2 protein-coding genes and 2 pseudogenes are annotated in these 2,494 nt (G+C 65.8%); 1 reads left to right on the top strand and 3 read right to left on the bottom strand.

The annotated features are described in order from the left end of the window. Nucleotides 1–917 (top strand): annotated as a pseudogene (locus tag WEA77_RS11250) (hypothetical protein); the annotation flags it as partial. Between the two features lie 55 nt (nt 918–972). Here WEA77_RS11250 and WEA77_RS11245 read toward each other — a convergent pair. The 3 genes and pseudogenes from WEA77_RS11245 to WEA77_RS11235 all read right to left on the bottom strand — a co-directional run. Next, complete coding sequence (locus WEA77_RS11245) at nt 973–1,341, bottom strand: hypothetical protein (protein WP_368067974.1); 369 nt, start codon at nt 1,339–1,341, stop codon at nt 973–975. Between the two features lie 18 nt (nt 1,342–1,359). Further along, nucleotides 1,360–2,193, bottom strand: a complete 834-nt coding sequence (locus tag WEA77_RS11240; protein ID WP_368067973.1) for a universal stress protein — start codon at nt 2,191–2,193, stop codon at nt 1,360–1,362. 77 nt (nt 2,194–2,270) lie between these two features. Further along, nucleotides 2,271–2,494, bottom strand: a pseudogene (locus WEA77_RS11235) (amino acid dehydrogenase); the annotation flags it as partial.

Genomic DNA, 2,494 nt, shown 5'->3' with positions numbered 1-2,494 from the left:
AAAGCGAGCCGCCAGGGGCGCCGCAGGCCGCAGCGCCCACGCTGGTGCTGGTTGATGCGCCGGATGCGACGACCGATGAAACAACGACGATTGAAAGCGAAACCGCCATCACGGCGGCGGTCGCCACGCTCGCCGACCAGATAAACAGCCCGCCCCCCGAGGCCGCGCCCGCCGCGATCGCGGAGGAAACTGCGCCGGCACCGAAGCCTCAAGCCGCGTTCGTTGCGCCGGTTGCCGAGCCTGAGCCGGCCGCCAAGTCCGACCCGGTTCTGCAAACGCCCGCAGACCTTCCCGCTCTCTCTACCGAGGCCGCGCCGCAGGTGGACGAACCCGGTTCGTTCGGTACTTTCGGCGCTTTCGAGCAGAGCGCTGAAGCGCCGGTGCCATTACCCGCACCCGAAGCGCCTGCCGCGCCGGAGCCAGAGCCTGAACCCGCCCAAGCGGTTGTCGCGACGCCCGAACCGGAGCCGGAGCCGGAGCCCGAGCCGATTGCGGAACCGGCCGCCCCCGAACCCAAGCCTGAACTGGCCGCTGAACTGGCCGCCGAACTGGCCGCTGAACTGGCCGCTGAACCGGAGCGCGCACCGGTGTTTCCGACATTGGCGCAGCCGATCTCCCTGTCGTCGATACCCTTCGGTTTCGGGCTCGGCGCCGCGCAGCGCGCTGGCACACCGTCACACCCGTCCGCCAGCACACCGGATCGTGCACCCGAAGCGGCCGCAGAACCGGCGAAGCGTATCGTGATCGATGGCACACTCGACCTGCCTGACATCACGCCGGAAGAGATGGACACGCTCAGCGCATCGGACACCTATCCGCCGCCAACACCCAAAGCGGATCCGCTGGACCTGCCCGGCGACACGTCAGCACCGGCGCCAGAGCCGGCCAGTCCACGCCGCTTCAATCCCTGGAACTGATCTGCTTTCGGCTCCCGGCGTGATTTGATCCTTACACGAACCAAACCCGCAACCTTCAGACGGGCGAAATATCCGTCACTTTGTAGGTCTGCGGATTGCCGTCGGCGTGCCGGATGGTGATGTATTCACCCTCCCGGAAGATGTGGGCGCCAAACCGGAATGCGGCTTCGTCATCGCCTTCGGCCTCTTCGTCATAGTGGAAAAACCAGTTCGCGCCGCGATGGGTGAGCCAGCCATCCGCTTTCTCTGCCGGGTCGGGATGAAAGCGCAATACGCGGCAGGCCTTCCGTTCGGCGCGCCAGGCATCGATGTCCAGTTGGCCGGCATCGTTGATCGGGGCGATGATCAGATAGCCCTGCTCGGGGTCTCCGGCGGGCAGGCCCGGATTGCGGGCAAGCTGAAGGGTGATACGGCGCAGTGACATGATCCGGCTCCGGAATATCTATCGGGAAAGGGCGAGCGCAGGCGATTCATCGGCCTGCAGAAGGCGGCGGCTGGTGCCGCCAAACAGACGTTCCCCGATGCGGGAATGGCCATAGACGCCGGCTACAATCATCGTTGCGCCAACCCCGGACGCCAGCGCAAGCAGCGAGCTAGCAACTTCGCCTTCGAGACTTTCAGAGCGGGCAGAAGCCCCCTTCCGGCGCAGCCAGTCCGAAAGCGATCCCGGCGCCGATCCCGGCCGGGCGCCATCGCGCTCAGCATCCTTGCGGTTCTGAGCGATGATCACTTCGCCGAAGGACGTGATCAGCGGCAGGTGGAAGCGGACAGCCCGGGCCGCACCGTTCGATCCGTCCCATCCGATGATCACCGGCCCCGGCGTGAATGGCCTGGTCCCCGCGAGGACAACCGGCAGCCGCGCATCCATCATCACATGATCGAACGCTGCCGACAGGGGTTCTGCAGACCTTGCGGCGCTGCGCGGGAAAACGATTGCTTCAGCCAGCGTGGCGGCGCTGGCAGCGGCCGCTTCGGCAGTGGCGACCTGATGCACGAAGGTACCTTCGATCCCATGAGCGCCGGCGCCGACAACATCGCGGAATGCGCCTTCAGCGGCGGCCAGCAGTTTCTTCTGGAGTTCGACGAGGCTGGTCGCGGCGGCGGCAGACAGGCCTGCGGATTCCGGCGTGGAGACCACCATCAGCGCCGACTGCGGATCGGGCAGCGCGCAAAGCCCGGTGAGCGGGAGATTGAGATGGCGCGCCATGGCCAGCGCGGACAGAGTGGTCAGGGTGTCGGTTTCGGACGATCCCTGAAGCACGGCGACGATCGACATGGCAGACCTCCTTTCGGCCCGCTGGGAGCCGCGGCTCAGTCTCTACCATCCTGCAGCAGAGCCCGGATTAGGGAATACTACCTAACCGGGCGCGCTGCAGCGATACGGGCCCGGGCAATGCGGTCCGCCACATAGTTCGTCGGCTGATTGGTTTGAAGGGCTTCATCCAGCACTGCGCCCAGCGTCACGATCAGCTGTGACAACGTCGCCTCGACCCATTCGCGCGAATAGCTGCCCGAGATTTCGGCGGCTACGTTGATGATGCCGCCGCCATTGATGACATAGTCGGGCGCGTAAAGTA

This window comes from Hyphomonas sp. (assembly GCF_040882205.1).
Lineage (GTDB): Bacteria > Pseudomonadota > Alphaproteobacteria > Caulobacterales > Hyphomonadaceae > Hyphomonas.
The sequence above is the reverse complement of the archived record's forward strand: the minus strand, read 5'-3'. Positions and strand labels throughout refer to the sequence as shown.